Source organism: Nostoc sp. UHCC 0251, from assembly GCF_034932245.1.
GTDB lineage: Bacteria > Cyanobacteriota > Cyanobacteriia > Cyanobacteriales > Nostocaceae > Nostoc.
Genome location: NZ_JAYGHD010000364.1, coordinates 1 through 18,694, shown reverse-complemented (window position 1 = coordinate 18,694; position 18,694 = coordinate 1). Strand labels below are relative to the sequence as shown.

Genomic DNA, 18,694 nt, shown 5'->3' with positions numbered 1-18,694 from the left:
AGCACTGCTACGTCTCTACATCCAGATTCATACTTTAATTCAGCAACGCCAAAAACTAGCTATGGTGCAATACATTTAAGGCTAAAAACTAAAACTGGCGTAGGTTGGGTTGCGCTTTGCTTAACCCAAAAGTATTGATTCAAAAAGGGGAAATATCTCAAGCTACCTTCTTAAATAGGCTGGTGGTTCTACTCGAAGTTTTGACTTCAGTATAACTACCAGCCTACATAAGGCAATTCAATTTATCAAAAGTGCGGATGAAAGGACTTGAACCTTCACTCCTTTCGGAACTAGAACCTAAATCTAGCGCGTCTGCCAATTTCGCCACATCCGCATCAGTTTACTATCATATCATAAGAAATTATTTATGGGAATAGGGAATAGGGAATGGGGAGTGAGGGAGCAGGGGAGGCAGGGGGAGCAGGAGAAGATGAGGGGGAAAAGGGGACAAGGGGGAATTATTTAACAAGTTTCTCCTTGTCTCTTCGCCATGCCCAATGCCCAATGCCCCATGCCCAATGCCCCATGCCCCATGCCCAATTCCCAATTCCCAACTACATAACCGCAACACGAGGCAGACGATGCTTAAACCCACAAAGAATTTCCCAAGAAATAGTGTTTAATTGTTCTGCCCAATCGTCTGCTGAAATTTGTTCTTTTCCCTGTTCTCCTAGCAAGGTGACTACTTCCCCTTCTTGAATATTAGGTATAGTACTCACATCCAGCATTAACTGATCCATTGTAATTGTCCCAATTTGCGAGACTCGCTGACCGCGAATTAACACCTGCATTTTGTTAGAAAGATTACGAGGCACGCCGTCAGCATAGCCAATTCCCACGACAGCGAGGCGAAGTTCACGCGGGGCAATAAATTGATGCCCGTAGCTGACAGATGTTCCTGCGGCAATTGTTTTAACTTGGGTGACTCGTGCCTTAAGTTGCAAAACGGGCTTGAGATCGATCGCACTTTGTAAATGAGGCGCTGGGTAGAGTCCGTAAACGGCTAAACCTACTCGCACAATGTCGTAGTGCAATGCCGAATCTGTGAGTGCAGCCGCTGAATTTGCCAAATGCAAGCAGGGCGGTTCAATTCCCATTGCTTTGATTTGAGCGATCGCTTCCTCAAATCGTCTATGCTGTTCTTCCATTGCCGTCGTATCAGGATCATCTGCTGTTGCCAAATGGGAATAAATACTGGCAATAGAAAGATGTGGTAAGCGCTGGACTAATTGCACAAATTCGCCAGCTTGCTGCCAATTAGTTCCCAACCTCGACATTCCCGTGTCTAATTTGATGTGTACGGGCACTGGAGAACCATAATTAATGGATTCTAGAGTATCAGAAAATACTAAAGCTTGTTTAGGGCTACAGAGTGTGGGTTGAAGTTTCCAGTGGGCGATCGCATGAATCTGCTCTGGTGTATGAGTTGCCCCTAAAATCAAAATGGGTGCTTGAATCCCGGCTTCTCGCAATTGAATTGCTTCTGGAACTGTAGCGACTCCCAGCCAACTAGCTCCCGATTGGATTGCAGTTTGGGCGACTGTTACCGCGCCATGTCCATACGCATCGGCTTTTACTACTGCCATCAACTGAGTACGCGGCGATAAAAACTGCACTAATTGCCGTACGTTATACGACAACGCCCCTAAATCAATTTCTACCCAAGCTCGTTGCGAAAACCACGCGTAGGTGTCGCACTGCTGATTAGGAACTACATCAGGGATTTGTTTGCGACTTAGCATTTGTACTGACTCCTATCACACCACGGTTAAACTTCCAAGTTGTCTATCTGTACACGCTCATAAAAGCAAGATCAGATTAAATAGGAAGTTTAACCCTCATATTGGAATTGATACAAGATGTTCTAGTAGTAAAGTAAAAGTTAAGAATTATGAGCTACCAGTAAATCTTATGGCTCGGCTTTTTGCTGCGTTCTTCTCTACGAGACTCTGCGCGATTGCGTTAGCCGACGGTAAATCTCTTTGCGTCAGATTAGAAGTTTTACTTGCAAACTCTAAACTCCTGTACAGACGCGATTAATCGCTTCTGTACTCCTAAATTAATTACCGAATTCACCCGAAAGTATAATTTATTCTCATCTCCCTAGCAGGATGTATTTGTGTTAACATTTATGTAAAGCTAATACCCTGAGCGCAGATAAATGGGGAAGGTTTTAGTCTTAAACGCATCTTACGAACCTCTCAATATAACGAGTTGGCGTCGTGCTGTGGTTCTGCTAATCAAAGGCAAAGCAGAACACGTTGAACACAACGGTAAGTTACTGTACTCGGATTTCCCGTTGCCGACCGTGATCCGATTGCGTCATTACGTGCGTGTTCCTTATAAAGAAATTCCTCTGACTCGCCGAAATATATTGCACCGTGATGGTCATGCCTGTCAATACTGTGGTTATACAGGGGATGAGTTGACACTAGACCATGTAATACCGCGATCGCGCGGCGGCGGCGATACCTGGGAGAACATTGTGACAGCTTGTGTCCGTTGCAATGTCAAAAAAGGCAGTCGCACTCCCCACGAAGCTCATATGCCTTTGCGTCATCCCCCCCGCCAACCTTATAGCAGTCTCTATTTCGAGGTCAGCAAACATCTTAAGAGTGGACTGCATACAGAGTGGCAAAAGTACGTTATCGGTCTTTGAGCAAAAAAGCAGAGGAGCAAAGGAGAAATAAGAGATACTCTCTTGCTTTGGGACAGTGCCAATAACTAGGCTTAATGCGTCAAGGCTCAGGCCTCTACATTTGTGTATGGGGCTTGTTCTTTGGCTATGTGCCTTATTGCACTAGCCTTTGCTCTAAATTATCAGAACTGTTCTAAGGAGATACGAAACACTCGTTATTCATTAAAAATAATTGTTAATTGCTCAATAGTCACAATAATGAGAGTATTGAACATAAGACTATTTCAAATATCAAGGACTAACCCTAAATTATAAAACAGAAACTATACCCTAAGTCAGATTAAAATCTCGCTAATTAAATTTATGAGAGCTATGGAAGCAAAAAAAGCTCATCAAACAGATTTATGCTGTCAGATACAGGCCTATATACTTTAAGTTTCTTGTTTCCAGAACCTATACGCCTAAAAGTGGAATTTAGTTCATTGTTGAGCGTTGCTGTTACTGACAAAAAATATACTTACATGTATAGTGCAATGTTTTGATATTTTTGCGAAGATCATAATAATCTGGCTAAATTCAGTGAATTGCTGATCATAGTATTTCTGAATTAAAGGAGCCTCACACTTTAAAAAAGTTCCCTATGTACTTGAATTCTCCCGCTACTCAGTTTGAGAGTTTGTCATTGACCACAGAGCCAAACCCAGAGGAACCTGAAATAGAGAAAGCGCCAGTGGAAGTTGCATTTAAAAGTCCCTCCTTACCGCCATCGGTAGGTGAAGGATCTATATATCTCAGTCAGCGTGGTAATTCCCTGGCACAACAAAAGTCAGAAGAACTGCAAAAAACCCTTCTGGCACACAGACACGATCGCCAGCTGGTAATTCTACAAGATTTTCCTGATCCTGATGCCCTTTCCTGTGCCTGGGCTTATCAGTTAATTGCCCAGCAATATGATATCAAATGTGAAATAATTTATGCTGGCGCGTTGAGCCATCAAGAAAATATTGCCTTGGTAAGGCTAACTAACTTACCAATCCAACGTTGGACGCCACAAACCTTGAAAACCAAAGATTTGTCATCTTATCAAGGTTTTGTATTAATTGATAACCAGGGAACCACTTCACAGCTACTGTCAGCGGTGCAACAGGCTGGAATTCCCCTAGTGGTACTCGTTGATCATCACAGTATACAAGGTGATCTCCAATCAGAGTTTGAGGATATCCGTCCTTACGTAAGAGCGACGGCAACAATTTTTACCCAATATCTTCAAACGGGATTACTGGCATTAGATACCAGCATAAATCAACACGTCAAATGCGCTACTGCCTTGATGCATGGCTTGCGATCGGATACAAATCGGCTCATGCAAGCGCAAGAAGAAGACTTTATGGCAGCGGCGTATTTAAGCCGATTTTATGATGCCCAACTGCTAAACGCCATTTTACAGGCGAACCGTTCCAAGCGGGTAATGGATGTGATCGAGCGATCGCTAAAAAATCGCATCGTCCAAAATAACTTTTCCATTGCTGGTGTCGGTTACTTACGCTATGACGACCGTGATGCCATCCCCCAAGCGGCTGATTTTCTCGTAACCGAAGAAAACGTCCACACCGCCGTAGTTTATGGCATTGTTCACGATGAAGACGACGATGAACTGGAAATAGTCATCGGCTCCCTAAGAACCACCAAACTTACCCTTGACCCCGATGAATTCATCAAAGAAGCCTTTGGACAAGATAGCGCAGGGCGGTTTTTTGGCGGTGGAAGAACAAGCGCAGGCGGCTTTGAAATTCCGATGGGCTTCTTATCTGGCAGCAACGAAAATTCTGCCTATGCGAAAATGAAATGGGAAGTATTCGATGCTCAAATTAAGCAAAAACTGCTGAGGCTGGTTAATCCTAGAGACAACCCGATTCAGTCGGAGTAGAAGAAAAGAGATTAGGCTAACTCCTAACTCATGCTGGAGTCAAAGTGTTTGTTAACATAGCATCCCTAAGTCATTCGTGATAAACATATTTCCCGGCTTTTCTCAAAAGTCGGGAATTTTGATCTTTTCACAAAGGCTGAACTGATTGAGAATGTAGTTCGTGCTTAATGTTAAATAGGTAGGCACAAATGGAATTAAATCGCGCCTACCCATTGTATTTGCTAAAAAGGAGCGCCATGATTTTAGAGTTAGACTTTTATCCTAACGCTGAGGAATAACCATGTAGAATTTTTGTATAAGTATAGATATGCTCAATATGATAAGGAGCCATCTGTGAAAATTGCTGTAATGTTAACTAATTATAAATATATGCACTTGGGATGCGAATAATACCTTTTGAATTTCTCATTCCCAGACGACCTGTTTCGTTACAGACAAAAAAAAAAGAAAATCTTCAGGCATGGAAGAATTTTGTGCGCGTTGAAGCTCAAAAAGTTTGGAAAGATCGCAGCGTCATTAAACAAGGTGATTTACAACTGACGCTTGTCTATCTTTGTGATGATTTTCCGGCTGATACCGATAATATTATCAAGCCGATTCAGGATGCACTTGTAGGCTTAGTTTTTGAAGATGATAGTTTAGTATCAGATGTAGAAAGCCATCGTCGGTTTATGTCTGACCCAATTGAGATTAAAAGTCTACCTTCCTTATTACAGGGTGCTGTAATCACAGGTAAAGAGTGTGTTTATGTAAAAGGAAGTGAATCTCAACCATTGGAAAAATACTTATGACTAACAATACTAAAATTCTATATGATGAAAAGGTAAAATTTCTGGCAGAGAAGTACGAAACTCAAGGATTTCGTGTTCTGCTTGAACCAAAAACAGATGAATTACCATTTGATTTGGGTAACTACCAGCCAGATATAATTGCTATTAAAGACGGTTCGAGTTTGGTAATTGAAGTAAAAAACAGCCTCAACCGTCTGTCGGTTGATCGTTTACAAGCTATAGCAGAGGAAGTCAGTACGCATCAAGGTTGGCATTTTTTATTAGTAACGCTTGAAGACATAGAAGCCAAGTCATTACCTGGAACATCCGAATAATTTCCTTCATGGCAAGAGCTAACCAATCGGTTTATCCAAGCACATAAGCTTATTGAAAATGATGAAATCGAGCCTGCTTTTCTTTTGATGTGGAGTATATTTGAGGGTGCTTTAAGAAAGCGAGCAGTCGATGTGTCAATTCCTATTGAACGTTTCCCCGTTATAGGATTACTAAGACATATGTACTCCTTGGGAGAGTTATCAATCTCTCAGTTTGACCTTGCTCAAGCTTGTTTTGAAGTTTGGAATCGTCTTGCTCACGGATATACTGAAAACCTAAATTTGCCAGTTGTACATAATTTGGACAATTTGGTTCGTGAATTGTTAACTGAATGGAAAGTCGAATTCGATGTTAGTCAACTTTCATCAGAGAATCTAGTTGCTTTTCGTGCCTGGTTTGCCGAATTCGATGCAGCAGACTGGGATAAACGAGAAGAATTAAGGCAAAATTTAATCAATCAAAGCCTTCTTTTAGCACTAGGAAATGAGAAACTAAAGAAAGAATTAAACGTAAACGACGAACAGATTATAAACGTCGAATTCGCTGTTAGTCTACTTTCACCAGAGGATCTCGCCGCATTTCGTGCTTGGTTTACGGAATTTGATGCAGCAGCCTGGGATAAACAGATTGAAAAAGATGTGGCTGAAGGTCGGTTAGATGTATTGGCACAGAAAGCACTCAAACATCTGCGAGAAGGGCGTTGTACTGACCTGTAAAACATCGAGCAACCCCAGATTTTTGGTATTACTATCGCCAGTTACCAATTGATATCCAAGAGCTTGCTGATCGATGTTACGAGTTTCTTCGGGAAGATCCCAAATATCCATCATTGCATTTCAAAAAAGTCGGTCAGTTTTGGTCAGTGCGTATTGGTATATATTATCGGGCGCTTGCTGTAAAAGAAGATGATAATTTTGTATGGTTTTGGATTGGATCGCATCCAGAGTATGACAGATTGCTAAGTGGTGGATAGCGTTCTAATATTGCATGAGAGCAGCCTAATTGATCACTCATAATACAAAATATGGAACTATACTTAATTCGTCATGGCATCGCTGAAGACAAGGGATTAGGCATCAAAGATGAGGAGCGCAGCCTTACCAAAGAAGGAAGGCAAAAAACTGAGAAAGTTGCTCAGAAACTTGTTAAATTGGGTTTAAGCTTTGATTTAATTCTCACCAGTCCCTTAGTGCGGGCCCGCCAAACGGCTGATATCCTCATAGCAGAAAAACTAAGCCCCCAATTAGAGGAATCTAGCCACCTCGCCCATGATGGTCAAATTTCTAGTTGGCTAAAAGACTGGTTCGAGCCAAGAAATTTTTCCCAAAATACCCAACTGGCGCTGGTTGGACACGAACCTGATTTGACCAGCTGGGCAGAAATTCTCTTGTGGGGAGAAGTCAAAGAAAGCTTAGTCTTGAAAAAAGCAGGTATGATTGGGATAAAACTACCAGAAACAGGTTCTCCTCTGGGTCGTAGTCAGATGTTTTGGTTGACACCACCCAAGTACCTGCTATAACAGTTTTTCAACATTTCCAATTGTTGTTAGAACGGCTACTGTTATGGCGACAATAAATTTCTGGTAAGTTAGCTTGATCAGATATTTCACAAAGCGAATGGTGTTGCCATGATGGTGTGCGAATACAAGCCTGGTTTAGAAGGCATTCCCGCCGCTCAATCAAGTATCAGCTATGTTGATGGGCAAAAGGGAATACTAGAATATCGTGGCATTCGGATTGAGGAACTAGCAGAAAAAAGTACATTCCTAGAAACTGCTTATCTTTTAATCTGGGGCGAACTGCCAAGTAAGGAAGAACTGAAAACATTTGAGCATGAAGTTCGTTTCCACAGGCGAATAAAGTACCGCATTCGGGACATGATGAAATGCTTTCCAGAAAGCGGTCACCCAATGGATGCGCTGCAAGCCTCTGCTGCGGCTTTAGGCTTGTTTTATTCGCTCCGGGATTTACATAATCCTGCTTACATTCGAGATTCGGTAGTGCGCCTGATAGCAACCATTCCCACAATGGTGGCGGCGTTCCAACTGATGCGAAAAGGCAATGATCCGGTACGTCCCCGTGATGATTTAGACTACTCTGCCAACTTTCTATACATGCTCAATGAGCAAGAACCCGATCCTTTGATGGCGCGGATTTTTGATATCTGCTTGATACTTCAAGTTGAGCATACAATGAATGCTTCTACCTTTAGTGCTAGGGTGACAGCTTCCACCTTAACTGATCCTTACGCTGTTGTTGCCAGTGCTGTGGGAACCTTGGGAGGGCCCCTGCATGGTGGAGCTAATGAAGAAGTAATTCAGATGTTGGAAAAAATTGGCTCTGTGGAAAATGTCCGTCCCTACATAGAGCATTGTCTGCAAACTAAATCTAAGATTATGGGCTTTGGACATCGTGTGTATAAAGTAAAAGACCCACGAGCCATAATTTTACAAGGACTAGCAGAACAGCTGTTTGAAAAGTTTGGGCATGACAAGTTCTATGACATTGCCCTAGAAATGGAACAAGTGGTAGGAGAAAAACTCGGTAGCAAAGGGATTTATCCCAATATTGACTTTTACTCCGGTTTGGTGTATAGAAAGATGGGGATTCCTACAGACTTGTTTACACCAATATTTGCGATCGCTCGCGTTGCCGGTTGGCTAGCCCATTGGAAAGAACAACTAGCAGAAAACCGGATTTTCCGTCCTACCCAGGTTTACAACGGTCTGCACGAAGTTACTTATACCCCCATTGACCAACGGTAAATGGGCATGGGGCATGGGGTACAAGAGGCAGAGGGGCAGAGGGGCAGAGGGGAAAAACTTACTGCAACTTCTCCTCTGCTCCCCTGCTCCCCTGCTCCCCTGCTCCCCCATCCCCGTCTCCTTAATAGCCAATCTCAATGCCAACCATAAGTAGAAGTTCTCATATCGCTTCAGAGGGCTAAAACCATCCAAGGATATACTAGGCATGGGAATTAGCGACAAATCTTCAATCAAGCGTCATCTGGGCAAAAATTATAAATGGGTGAATTTACAGGTATTAATTTAACTAATAGTTGTAATTCACCATGACTCGATGTCTTAAAGAGCGGAAACATGAACTCAGGAATTGACCTCCAAGGAACTTTTATTGAATCCCTCCGGGATTTAGGTTTACCAGCAGGAACAGCCAAAGCAATTTGGATGCCCCTGCCAATGATACTGATGCTGATTGGGGCAACAGTGGGGGTATTAGTTGCTACTTGGCTAGAACGAAAGATTTCTGCCGCAGCACAGCAGCGAATTGGGCCAGAATACCAAGGGCCTTTTGGGTTACTGGTACCTGTAGCGGATGGTTTGAAGTTGGTATTTAAAGAAGATATAGTACCAGCCAAATCTGACCCTTGGCTGTTTACCCTTGGGCCAATTATTGTTGTGATTCCGGTGTTTCTGTCATTCCTGATCGTCCCCTTTGGGCAGAACATCGTAATTAGCAATGTCGGCATGGGTGTCTTTTTGTGGATTGCCTTGTCAAGCATTCAACCGATTGGTTTATTAATGGCTGGCTACGCATCTAATAACAAATACTCCCTCTTAGGGGGCTTGCGGGCAGCAGCGCAATCTATTAGTTATGAAATTCCTTTGGCGTTGGCGGTGTTAGCGATCGCTATGATGTCTAATAGCCTGGATACAGTTGATATTGTCAATCAACAGTCTGGCTACGGCATTTTGGGCTGGAACATTTGGCGACAACCAATCGGTTTCCTGATCTTTTGGATAGCCGCCCTAGCTGAATGCGAACGATTACCCTTTGACTTACCAGAAGCGGAAGAAGAAATCGTCGCAGGCTATCAAACTGAATACTCAGGGATGAAATTCGGTCTTTTTTACCTGGGTTCTTACGTTAACTTGATCCTTTCTTCCTTACTAGTAGCAATTCTCTACCTGGGCGGTTGGGACTTTCCCATTCCCCTCAACCTCATCGCTGGTTGGCTGGGAGTTAGTGAACTAAATCCCGTGTTCCAGATAGTAACTGCTGCTTTGGGAATCACGATGACCGTGTTCAAAGCCTATTTACTAGTGTTTGTCGCCATCCTGTTGCGCTGGACAGTGCCACGGGTACGGATTGACCAATTGTTAGATTTAGGATGGAAGTTTTTGTTGCCAGTTGGTTTGGTTAATCTCCTATTAACTGCCGCCCTGAAACTAGCCTTTCCCTTCGCCTTCGGCGGGTGAACCAATTTTAGATTTTAGATTTTAGATTTTGGATTGAATCTAAAATCTAAAATTCAAAATCCAAAATCCAAAAGAGAGAGTGATACACAATGCTAAAGTTCCTGAAACAAGTTGGTGATTACGCCAAAGAAACAGTACAAGCTGCGCGTTACATTGGTCAGGGACTTTCTGTTACCTTTGACCACATGCGGCGGCGTCCAATTACCGTACAGTACCCTTATGAAAAACTGATTCCTGGCGAACGGTTTCGCGGTAGGATTCACTTTGAATTTGATAAGTGCATTGCCTGCGAAGTTTGTGTTCGAGTTTGTCCGATTAACCTGCCTGTAGTAGATTGGGAATTCGACAAAGCCAGCAAAAAGAAAAAACTCAATCACTATAGCATTGACTTTGGGGTTTGTATTTTTTGCGGTAACTGCGTGGAATTTTGCCCAACTAATTGTCTATCTATGACAGAAGAGTATGAGCTTTCCACTTACGATCGCCATGAATTGAACTATGACAGCGTAGCGCTAGGTCGTCTGCCCTACAAAGTAACAGATGATCCAATGGTTACACCACTGCGCGAACTAGTTTACCTACCCAAGGGCGTCCTCGAACCACACGGACTACCCGCAGATGCGCCACGTGCGGGTGCGCGTCCAGAAGACCTGGTAGAACAAACGGAAAAATAAATGTCATCTGTCATTTGTCCCTCGTCCTTTGTCTAATGACAATTGACTAATGACCAATGACTAATGACCAATGACCAATGACCAATGACTAAGGACAAAAAACAGTGAATCTAGCGGAAGGAGTACAGTTTGTATCGCTTGGCATACTGGGCGTGATGATGATTGGGGCGGCCATTGGCGTGGTACTGTTCTCCAACATCGTCTATTCAGCCTTTATGCTAGGCGGCGTGTTCATCAGCATAGCGGGAATCTACCTATTGCTAAATGCTGATTTTGTTGCAGCTGCACAAATACTGATTTACGTTGGGGCAGTTAACGTATTGATTTTGTTTGCCATTATGTTGGTGAACAAGCGAGAGGACTTTGTAGCATTTCCCAACTCTTGGGTGCGGAAAGCATTAACAGGTTTAGTCAGTGTAGGATTGTTTGGTCTTTTAAGCACAATGGTTCTGGCTACTCCTTGGGCCTACTCAACTCCTGCTGTGGCGGGTGGTGAAAGTTCTATAATTTTAATTGGAGAACATTTCTTCACTGACTTTTTACTACCCTTTGAACTGGCTTCCATTTTGCTGCTGATAGCGATGGTAGGAGCAATTATTTTGGCACGCCGCGAGTATTTGCCAGACCTATTGACACCATCCAAACAGGGGCAAACTGTTTTGACTTTGCAAGAACGCCCCAGAGAACTAGTATCAACAACCAGCGAAACAAAAGAGTAATATTTACGACCTCAGTCGTGGATAAATAGCCAGATTTTTTCAGGAGGGATACCCAGATTCATGCAACTCCAGTACTTTTTATTACTAGCAGCAGCTTTATTCTGCATTGGCATCTACGGTTTAATTACCAGCCGCAATGCTGTACGGGTGCTGATGTCAATTGAGTTACTGCTCAATGCTGTTAATCTGAATTTAATGGCATTTTCCAACTTCCTCGACTCAACATTAATTAAGGGTCAGGTTTTCACAGTATTTGTGATTACCGTGGCCGCAGCCGAGGCGGCGGTAGGTTTAGCGATCGTGCTTGCCATTTATCGCAACCGCGATACCGTCGATATGGAGCAGTTTAATCTCCTGAAGTGGTAATTGTGCGTGCAACTCAAGCAGGTAATCATTGCTTATAAAGCGCGGGATGCCCGAAGTAAAGAATGGGCAGAAATCTGTGCTAAACAACTAGAAAGCCGCGAGTGCCATGTGTTGATGGGGCCTAGCGGGCCAAAAGACAACCCCTATCCTGTCTTTTTGGCTTCGGCGGGCCAACCAATCGATCTCGCTTTGGTACTCGGTGGCGATGGTACTGTTTTAACTGGTGCCAGACATTTAGCCCCAGCGGGCATCCCTATTCTGGGAGTGAATGTGGGAGGTCATCTGGGGTTTTTAACTGAGTCAGTAGAAGAGTTTCAAGATACTGAGAAAATTTGGGATCGACTGTTTGAGGATCGCTATGCTATCCAACGGCGGATGATGTTACAAGCTGCGGTGTATGAGGGTCACGGGTCTAATTTAGAACCAGTTAGTGAGCATTATCTGGCTCTGAATGAGTTTTGTGTCAAACCCGCCTCCGCTGATCGAATGATTACTTCAATTTTGGAAATGGAAATTGACGGTGAGGTAGTCGATCAATACGTCGGGGACGGGTTAATCATTTCCACCCCTACAGGTTCCACTGGTTATACTGTTTCTGCTAATGGGCCAATTATGCATGATGGTATGGAGGCGATTACCATCACTCCTATTTGTGCAATGAGCCTTTCTAGTCGCCCCCTCGTTTTGCCCCCTGGTTCTGTGGTGAGTGTTTGGCCTTTGGGCGATTACGATTTAAGTACCAAACTGTGGACAGATGGGGTATTGGGGACTTCAATTTGGCCGGGACACCGCGTTGATGTGCGGATGGCAGATTGTCGGGCTAAATTTATTATTTTGCGTGAGAACAATTCTTACTATCAGACGCTACGGGAGAAATTGCTTTGGGCAGGTACAAGGGTTCGCTACAGCAATAATCACCGTAATTAATTAAGTATTGTAGAGTGCATTTACCGCAGATGGCGATGGCATACCCGCCCGCCGCAGGCATCGCAACCAAAATTATCCAAGCCCCTGGATTTATCTGGGGGCTTTCTGCCCTGATTTTGACTTTCTTTTGACTTGTATTTATAGCGTATATCAAAGGAAAATTTTGTATCTTATTGCCAGATTTTTTGGTAATTAATGTCCATAATAAAAGCACTCTACCTCTAATCCAAGAGAGGAAAAAAGCTCTCTATAGGTTCTTTTATCGAAAACCGTATCGAGCACGCTTCGACACATTAATGCATAATGTGACCTATTTGTATAGTGCCTAAATCCTAGTAGAATAATTTCGCAAATCTAAGTAGGAAGATAGATGGAAGTTTCTGGACGCAACATCAATTACCCACTGAATCCTCCTGCCCCTCTTGAAGATTTTCCCGTCCTTCAAACTGAAAAATACATCCTACGGCTGGCTACAACTGAAGAAGAATTAGAATCAATTTTCCGGTTGCGCTTTGAAGTTTTTAATCTTGAACTAGGCTTAGGATTTTCTGCTTCTAACTTTACCCAAATGGATATAGATAAGTTTGATGCGGTTTGCCATCATTTAATCTTGATCTCCAAACAAACGGGTAAAACGATTGGAACTTATCGGATGCAAACCTATACAATGGCTTCTCAAAGACTAGGCTTTGATGCTGCCGATATATTTAATCTTAATGCAATTCCCAATTCTGTGCTTCAGGTATCAGTTGAAGTTGGGCGTACATGTATAGCTCAAGAATACCGCAACATTCAGGCACTTTTACTACTCTGGGAAGGGCTAGCAAATTATCTCATCTGGAGTAGAAATCAATATTTTTTTGGTTGTGCATCATTGCTAACACAATGTCCTTTACAAGCTACTTGCGCCTATGATTATTTTCAGCAGAATAACTTAATGCATCCAAGTGTTTTGGTTTATCCAAATTCACAATTTTGTCTAGAACTACCTCAAAATTATCCAGATTCATGTAATGTTGAGATTCCTAAAATTTTGCAAGCATACTTGAGTATTGGAGCTAAAATATGCAGCCTTCCAGCTATCGATCGGCAGTTTAAAACTATTGATTTTTTAACTATATCTAATATTGCAGACTTTGCCAGATGGCGTTATCCAAATCCTCTCAAAAAACCCTTACCACTGAGGATTTTTCACGATTAATTCCACCGCTGCTACCTTATTCAACGGACGCGAGAAAAAATATCCTTGTCCATATTCACAGTTCAACTTCCTCAGAAATGCTAGCTGCTCTTTTGTCTCTACTCCTTCGGCGGTCACATCCATACCTAATTTGTGTGCCAGTGTGATAATTGTCTCAATAATTTCTAAATTTTTCCCATTAGTATCTATCGGGCTGACAAAGGAACGGTCAATTTTCAACAAACTAATTGGAAAGCTATGGAGACGGCTTAATGAAGAGTAGCCTGTACCGAAATCATCAATTGATAACTTAATGCCCATCTTCCGAAGTTCTGAGAGTTCATCATTTGCCTCATCGCCATTTTCCATAATTGCACTTTCAGTAATTTCTAACATGAGACTGTCAGCATCAAGACCAGTCGAGTGCAAAATTTCCCGAATCTGCTCAATTAAATCTCGTTGAGAAAATTGCTTGACTGAGAGATTGACGCTGATTTTCTCTAACGAGTTTGTCGGATGGCTCACCAGCCAGCTTTGCATTTGGCGGCACGCCTCATGTAGTGTCCAGTAGCCAACCTCGACAATCATTCCGGTTTCTTCTACTAGGGGGATAAAATCTGTTGGAGAAATCAAACCTCGCTCTGGATGCTGCCAGCGCAGCAGAGCCTCAAAGCCTGAAAGTCTGCCATTAGTGAGGGAAACAATCGGTTGGTAATAAAGCTGAAACTCATGGCGTTCGATCGCTCGCCGTAGATCGTTCTCTAACTGCAATCTGACCAGAGCTTTAGTATACATTTCTTGGTTGAATAGTTCATAGCGGGCTTTGCCGAGCGCCTTGGCTCGGTACATGGCCGTATCAGCGTCTCTTAGCAAGTTTTCTGCTTGGTCATAGTTTACTGTCGAACTCAAGGCGATGCCAATGCTTGCCGTTGTAAATACTTCTTGCCCGTCAAGCTCAAGGGGTAATGTCAGTTCTTGTTGAATTCGTTCAGCTACTTTAATGGCTTCTGACACATTCTGGATTTCATCAAGCAGGATTGTAAATTCGTCTCCCCCAAGTCGTGCGGCTATATCTGTGGAGCGTATGCATATTACTAATCTATTTGCAATAGCAATTAGAAATTGGTCTCCTTTTAGGTGTCCGAGACTGTCATTGATCACCTTAAACCGATCCAAGTCGAGAAATAGTACAGCAAATAAATAATTCTTCTGCCGCTTGGCTCGCTGGAGTGTGTGTTTTAAGCGCTCCATAAAGAAAGCTCGGTTTGGTAGACCTGTCAGTGCATCGTGAAATGCATTATGTCGTAACTGTTCTTCTACCTGCTTACGTTCGTTAATTTCAGCTTCTAATTGTCTGTTAGCCTCTAAGAGTCCAGCAAATGAATCTTGTAATTGAGTGGCCATTTGATTATGAGCCTGAGCAAGAACTCTTAATTCTTTAATACCCTCTACTGTAACGGTTTGGTCTAACTTTCCATTAGCGATTTCCTGAGAGGCAACGCTCAAACAGAGAATTGGTTGAGTAATCCAATGAGAAGTAATCACTCCTATGACTGTAGCCAGTATCAACGCTCCGAAACACAGCAACATAGTGGTTCGGGTGTTAGCTTCGATATGCTCCATAAAGTCGGCTTCTGGAACCACCACGATAATCACCCAATTCAGCCCACAGTTGTCTCTAAAGGGCATTAACTGTATGAATTGCCGCTTGTGATCAATTTCAAATTCTAGCTGCTGGCTAAAAGAAATCTTTCTGAAATTACCAAGTTTTGACTGCAAATACTGTGTCGTCAGTTGAGTGATCCGATCGCTGCTAGCGATCGCTCTAAGCCGTTTAGCCCTCTTTTTTCCTCCGTTATCACTCAAGATAAAAGGTTTCTCCGTGCTTGAAGTTGCTACCAACTCTCCAGACTGCTCGACAATAAATGTCTCTCCTGAGCGACCAATCTTTAAACTTTGCAAAAACTCACTCAGTTGTGAGAGAGATAACGTTGCATTCGTCACTCCCAGCAAAGTACCTGTCTGGTCATAAAGAGGTTGGGTTGCACTGAACGCTAGCCCTGATGAAGAGAAATATGGATAAATTTCTGTGCAAGTAGTTTTACCTGCTTTCACAGCATTTGTATACCAGGGACGAGTGCGAGGATCAAAAGTTGGGTTAACTTGAAGTAACTTGACAATATTACCTTCATTATCAGTGGTGTAAGTATAGTAATTGTTACCAGTTGTTTGATCTTTTTTTCGGATGACTAGTGAACCATCGTTAAGGCGATCAACCGAATGAATATTTCCTTGTATACTTGCAAAAGCGATCGGTCTTAAGGGTTTGAATAACTGCATTTGATGCCATAAATGCTGTTCTAAACTTTTTGTATCTTTTAAACTTAACTTACCAATATGGACAGAATTGGCATTAATCTGAGTGACGAGTTGGGGAATCTTTATGTAATCGGTAACATGTTGATGAATCCGAGTTATAACTTCATTCCGCAGCTGACTAGCAACATCATTAACAGCTTTCTGACCATTTTTTAAAGATAAGAATGCCGTTAGGCCTACAGCAGTAGAGATTTGCAGAACGAAAGGTACTACAAGAGCTACACGGAGTGGCACTCTCAAGAACCCTTTTGGAATCGAACGCAAGAAATTTTGCTGTCGCATCTGTGCGATATTAGCCTCCGATAGCTTCAAAGCAAGAGTAAATCTTCTTGCCAAGGGAGTATTCTCAATCTGCTATACAGCTACTTTAAACTGCTACCTCGAATTCTGATCAGTTAACAATACTAAGTGGTGTAGGCATCGCCCGTTCTACATCCTGCCTGTCCTGTGCTAGAGGCAAAAACAATCCTTTATTCGCCATTAGGAGAATTAAGAACTATAACCCGCAAAGCGATCGCTCAATGCACGGTAACTGTAGAGTCGCCTGGCCACAGATGCGGCTACACTTAGTGTATTTTACACTCCATTGATGGCTTGGTTTTAAAACCAAGTCCTGTTTTGCGGGATTTGATACAACCTTGCCCACTTCTTTTCGTAGTTAATAAAGGAGAGGTGTTGATTGCCAATCTTCCCAATCAAATTAAAGTACGGTTGGCGATGTTTAACAATGAAGAGCATAGCTGCGACACCCCATCCAGTCCGCTTACATTAGATGATTTGAGAAATTTTTTAGGAACTCCACTTATGCGCCATCTCAAATTTGCTCCGAGTTGGTTGCGATTTTTAATTATTTTCTTATTAGCGATGGGTATACTGTTTCGCTTTTTTAATCTTGATGGCAAAGTTTACTGGCATGATGAAACTTATACTTCATTGCGAATTTCTGGTTACACAATTAATGAGGCAAAACAGCAACTTTTTAATAATCGTGTCATTGACAAAGAAAGCTTTGCTCAGTTTCAAGGGGCAAATCAACAAAAAACCTTAAATGCCACAATTATGACTTTGGCAAAAGAAGCTCCTTACCATCCACCGCTTTATTACATCATAGCCAGATTGTGGATGGAAATATTTGGTAACTCGGTGACGGCAATTAGAAGTTTATCTGCCTGTATCAGTCTGCTGGTTTTCCCTTGTGTTTACTGGCTATGTCGAGAATTATTTAATGTACCGTTATCGGTTCCTGGTGTAGCGATGCCTGCGGCAGGCGTAGCGATCGCACTCATGGCCATTTCTCCAATTCACCTAGTATACGCCCAGGAAGCACAAGAATATATTCTCTGGTTAGTCACCATATTACTATCCAGTGCGTCTCTGCTGCGAGCAATGCGCCTGGAATCACAAGATAAAGATAAGCCAGTCAAAGAACGACAACGACCAGATTTATTCGCTCTTTGGGGTATTTATACCATAACTTTAGTCATTAGTTTTTATACATTTATTTGGACTGCATTTGTAGCACTTGCTCACGGAATTTATGTAATAAGCATTGGCAAATTTAAGTTGACTGAAATTGTCAGAACTTATCTGTTAGCGACACTGGTAGCTTTCTTAGCTTTCATGCCTTGGATAACAATTGTGATAGGTGACTTTTTTCAATTTTTGATTTCAGCAGATAAGACAACAGCGCAGTCATCTTTAATACCTATAATTCCATTTTTGCTGATGCAGTTAATCCGGATTTTTTTTGATATAGACCTTAGTCCAGATAATCCTCTGAACTATCTAATTACACCAATTTTATTAATTTTAGTAGGGTATTCAATTTATTTTATTTGCCTAACAACTAACTATAAAGTATGGTTTTTTCTGATCACATTGATTGTAGTGCCAGCACTACCCCTAATACTGTCAAGTGCTGGTGGCATACAATTATCTACCGAACCATATTTCATGCCATCTTATTTAGGAATCCAAGTAGCTGTTGCTTACCTACTAGCTACGCAACTATATAATGGGAGCGTGTCCCGCCGGGGCATTTGGCACATAATCATGGCATTAGTAATTATTTGTGGTTTGATTTCTTCTAAGGCGAGTTCCCAGGCAGAAACTTGGTGGAATAAGGGTATGAGCTATGGCAATCCTCAAGTTGCCCAAATTATCAATCAAACAACTCGTCCACTTTTGATTACTGATGCTTTGGGCAATAATTATGGCAATGTCTTTTCTCTAAGCTATCTTTTGGAACCAAAAGTGCAATTTCTGTTGGTTAATAACCAAAAAATCCTTAAAATTCCTGATGGGTTTACTGATGTGTTTTTACTAAATTCTTCAGACAATTGGCATGAAAAAATTGAAAGAAAGTATAAATTAAAGACAAATATTGTTTACAGCGATCAATATTATTCGGTCTGGAAATTGGCTAAATCTCCTAAGTTGCGCCAACGTAACATCCCACCTAATAATCAGTTATCTGCTAGTTTATAGCGTGGAAAAGTACACCTTAGATATATAGGAATCATATTTGATTTCTGAAAATATTTCAGTAGGGTGTGTTATGCC

Annotated in this window: 17 protein-coding genes and 1 tRNA gene; 15 read left to right on the top strand and 3 right to left on the bottom strand. The window is 42.2% G+C overall.

The genetic code is table 11. The annotated features are described in order from the left end of the window. Window positions 1–252: 252 nt before the first annotated feature. A tRNA-Leu gene (locus VB740_RS30810) sits at window positions 253–334 on the bottom strand. Window positions 335–554: 220 nt separating this feature from the next. Next, window positions 555–1,742: an alanine racemase gene (gene alr / locus VB740_RS30805; RefSeq protein ID WP_323203631.1), complete on the bottom strand. Its 1,188-nt coding sequence runs from the start codon at window positions 1,740–1,742 to the stop codon at window positions 555–557. Between the two features lie 419 nt (window positions 1,743–2,161). On the opposite strand from alr, the gene VB740_RS30800 reads away from it, so the two are divergent. From VB740_RS30800 to VB740_RS30735, 14 genes are all read left to right on the top strand, one after another. Further along, entirely contained in the window at window positions 2,162–2,659 is a 498-nt protein-coding gene (locus tag VB740_RS30800; RefSeq protein WP_323203630.1) for an HNH endonuclease, read from the top strand. A gap of 619 nt (window positions 2,660–3,278) precedes the next feature. Then, window positions 3,279–4,565: a bifunctional oligoribonuclease/PAP phosphatase NrnA gene (locus VB740_RS30795; RefSeq protein WP_323203629.1), complete on the top strand. Its 1,287-nt coding sequence runs from the start codon at window positions 3,279–3,281 to the stop codon at window positions 4,563–4,565. Window positions 4,566–4,945: 380 nt separating this feature from the next. After that, window positions 4,946–5,356, top strand: a complete 411-nt coding sequence (locus VB740_RS30790; protein ID WP_323203628.1) for a RusA family crossover junction endodeoxyribonuclease — start codon at window positions 4,946–4,948, stop codon at window positions 5,354–5,356. Then, window positions 5,353–5,670: a hypothetical protein gene (locus VB740_RS30785; RefSeq protein ID WP_323203627.1), complete on the top strand. Its 318-nt coding sequence runs from the start codon at window positions 5,353–5,355 to the stop codon at window positions 5,668–5,670. The genes VB740_RS30790 and VB740_RS30785 overlap by 4 nt, the downstream gene beginning before the upstream one ends. Window positions 5,671–5,802: 132 nt before the next feature. Next, on the top strand, window positions 5,803–6,387 hold the full coding sequence (locus tag VB740_RS30780; protein WP_323203626.1) for a hypothetical protein: 585 nt from the start codon (window positions 5,803–5,805) through the stop codon (window positions 6,385–6,387). A 47-nt stretch (window positions 6,388–6,434) separates the two neighbouring features. Beyond that, the gene (locus VB740_RS30775; protein WP_323203633.1) at window positions 6,435–6,644 is read left to right on the top strand and encodes a hypothetical protein; all 210 of its coding nucleotides are present in this window, start codon (window positions 6,435–6,437) and stop codon (window positions 6,642–6,644) included. 51 nt (window positions 6,645–6,695) lie between these two features. Then, a complete protein-coding gene (sixA, locus tag VB740_RS30770) occupies window positions 6,696–7,190 on the top strand; it encodes a phosphohistidine phosphatase SixA (RefSeq protein WP_323203625.1) in 495 nt (164 codons plus the stop codon). 108 nt (window positions 7,191–7,298) lie between these two features. Beyond that, complete coding sequence (locus VB740_RS30765) at window positions 7,299–8,435, top strand: citrate synthase (protein ID WP_323203624.1); 1,137 nt, start codon at window positions 7,299–7,301, stop codon at window positions 8,433–8,435. A gap of 333 nt (window positions 8,436–8,768) precedes the next feature. Then, the gene (gene nuoH, locus VB740_RS30760; RefSeq protein WP_118168008.1) at window positions 8,769–9,887 is read left to right on the top strand and encodes an NADH-quinone oxidoreductase subunit NuoH; all 1,119 of its coding nucleotides are present in this window, start codon (window positions 8,769–8,771) and stop codon (window positions 9,885–9,887) included. A gap of 89 nt (window positions 9,888–9,976) precedes the next feature. Continuing rightward, a complete protein-coding gene (gene ndhI / locus VB740_RS30755; protein ID WP_190890175.1) occupies window positions 9,977–10,561 on the top strand; it encodes an NAD(P)H-quinone oxidoreductase subunit I in 585 nt (194 codons plus the stop codon). 104 nt (window positions 10,562–10,665) lie between these two features. Then, the gene (locus tag VB740_RS30750; RefSeq protein ID WP_323203623.1) at window positions 10,666–11,280 is read left to right on the top strand and encodes an NADH-quinone oxidoreductase subunit J; all 615 of its coding nucleotides are present in this window, start codon (window positions 10,666–10,668) and stop codon (window positions 11,278–11,280) included. A gap of 60 nt (window positions 11,281–11,340) precedes the next feature. Next, on the top strand, window positions 11,341–11,646 hold the full coding sequence (gene nuoK / locus VB740_RS30745; RefSeq protein WP_006199065.1) for an NADH-quinone oxidoreductase subunit NuoK: 306 nt from the start codon (window positions 11,341–11,343) through the stop codon (window positions 11,644–11,646). A gap of 6 nt (window positions 11,647–11,652) precedes the next feature. Then, the gene (locus VB740_RS30740) at window positions 11,653–12,573 is read left to right on the top strand and encodes an NAD(+) kinase (protein WP_323203622.1); all 921 of its coding nucleotides are present in this window, start codon (window positions 11,653–11,655) and stop codon (window positions 12,571–12,573) included. Between the two features lie 370 nt (window positions 12,574–12,943). Beyond that, the gene (locus VB740_RS30735; RefSeq protein ID WP_323203621.1) at window positions 12,944–13,774 is read left to right on the top strand and encodes a GNAT family N-acetyltransferase; all 831 of its coding nucleotides are present in this window, start codon (window positions 12,944–12,946) and stop codon (window positions 13,772–13,774) included. On the opposite strand, the gene VB740_RS30730 is transcribed toward VB740_RS30735, so the two are convergent. Then, window positions 13,748–16,468, bottom strand: a complete 2,721-nt coding sequence (locus VB740_RS30730; protein WP_323203620.1) for an EAL domain-containing protein — start codon at window positions 16,466–16,468, stop codon at window positions 13,748–13,750. The two genes, VB740_RS30735 and VB740_RS30730, sit on opposite strands and share 27 nt — an antisense overlap. Window positions 16,469–16,936: 468 nt before the next feature. Here VB740_RS30730 and VB740_RS30725 point away from each other — a divergent pair, with 468 nt between their 5' ends. Further along, window positions 16,937–18,619: a glycosyltransferase family 39 protein gene (locus VB740_RS30725; protein ID WP_323203632.1), complete on the top strand. Its 1,683-nt coding sequence runs from the start codon at window positions 16,937–16,939 to the stop codon at window positions 18,617–18,619. Window positions 18,620–18,694: the final 75 nt, after the last annotated feature.

Bases quoted from the DNA above. Each gene is read 5' to 3' on its own strand.
- alr (WP_323203631.1), bottom strand. From the start codon at position 1,742: ATGCTAAGTCGCAAACAAATCCCTGATGTAGTTCCTAATCAGCAGTGC.
- VB740_RS30800 (WP_323203630.1), top strand. From the start codon at position 2,162: ATGGGGAAGGTTTTAGTCTTAAACGCATCTTACGAACCTCTCAATATA.
- VB740_RS30795 (WP_323203629.1), top strand. From the start codon at position 3,279: ATGTACTTGAATTCTCCCGCTACTCAGTTTGAGAGTTTGTCATTGACC.
- VB740_RS30790 (WP_323203628.1), top strand. From the start codon at position 4,946: ATGCGAATAATACCTTTTGAATTTCTCATTCCCAGACGACCTGTTTCG.
- VB740_RS30785 (WP_323203627.1), top strand. From the start codon at position 5,353: ATGACTAACAATACTAAAATTCTATATGATGAAAAGGTAAAATTTCTG.
- sixA (WP_323203625.1), top strand. From the start codon at position 6,696: ATGGAACTATACTTAATTCGTCATGGCATCGCTGAAGACAAGGGATTA.
- VB740_RS30765 (WP_323203624.1), top strand. From the start codon at position 7,299: ATGATGGTGTGCGAATACAAGCCTGGTTTAGAAGGCATTCCCGCCGCT.
- nuoH (WP_118168008.1), top strand. From the start codon at position 8,769: ATGAACTCAGGAATTGACCTCCAAGGAACTTTTATTGAATCCCTCCGG.
- ndhI (WP_190890175.1), top strand. From the start codon at position 9,977: ATGCTAAAGTTCCTGAAACAAGTTGGTGATTACGCCAAAGAAACAGTA.
- nuoK (WP_006199065.1), top strand. From the start codon at position 11,341: ATGCAACTCCAGTACTTTTTATTACTAGCAGCAGCTTTATTCTGCATT.
- VB740_RS30735 (WP_323203621.1), top strand. From the start codon at position 12,944: ATGGAAGTTTCTGGACGCAACATCAATTACCCACTGAATCCTCCTGCC.
- VB740_RS30725 (WP_323203632.1), top strand. From the start codon at position 16,937: ATGCGCCATCTCAAATTTGCTCCGAGTTGGTTGCGATTTTTAATTATT.